The sequence below is a fragment of the Chromohalobacter sp. 296-RDG genome, from assembly GCF_029889885.1.
Lineage (GTDB): Bacteria > Pseudomonadota > Gammaproteobacteria > Pseudomonadales > Halomonadaceae > Chromohalobacter.
Map to the genome: position 1 here is coordinate 1 of NZ_JARANY010000277.1, position 862 is coordinate 862.

General features: G+C 62.1%; 1 pseudogene. It reads right to left on the bottom strand.

What is annotated here, in order from left to right:
* Nucleotides 1-862: pseudogene (locus OP495_RS18980) on the bottom strand (ABC transporter permease); the annotation flags it as partial.

Below are 862 nucleotides of genomic sequence, written 5' to 3' on the forward strand. Positions count from 1 at the left end.
GGCGTAAAGCACGCTGAGCCCCGCCAGCAACACGAATACCAGCACCAGTTCGATGGCACGCGTCACTTGCCCCAGTAACTCGCGGACTTGTTCGAGAATGGCATCGACATTAAGCAGCGAGACACCGGGATAGCGTGAGACCAGTTTGCCGATGGTCGCCTGACGGTCACCCTCCAGATGAAACGAGGTGATATAGCTGTGGCTGAAGCGCTCGAGCGTCCCCGGTGGGAAAATCACGAAGAAATTGGGCCGGAAGCTTTCCCAGTCGAGGCTGCGCAGACTGGTGACGCGCCCTGAAACGCGTTCGCTGCCGATGTCGAACCGCAGCACCTCACCAAGCGTCACGCCCAGGCGCTCGGCCAGATCCTGCTCCATGGAGATCGGCACAGGGCGGTCGTCTTCGACAGGCGCGTTCGCATCGAACCAGTCACCGGCGACGATGCGATTGCCCTCGGGCAGTGTCTCGCGCCAGGTCAGATTGAGTTCTCGGCGCAGCTCATCCGGCGTTTCTTGACCCGCCGGTACCGTTGCATCTGCGGGCTTGCCATTGATGGAGACCAGTCGTCCGCGCACGATGGGATATAAATCGCTGCGCGTATCACTGGCATCCTCGACGATCTCGCGAAAACCTTCGCGCTCGGCTGGCTGGATATTGATGGCAAAGTAGTTGGGCGTATCCTCGGGCAGCTGCGATTCCCAGGCGGTCACCAGATCGCCGCGTATCAGCGCGATAATCGCCATGGCCGCGAACGTGACCGAAAAGGCCAGCAACTGCCCCAAGCTGGCATGTCGGCGGCGGGCCAATTGCCGTGCGCCGAGACGCCAAGCGTGCCGCGTACCGTGGCGGTGATCGCCGGCGACG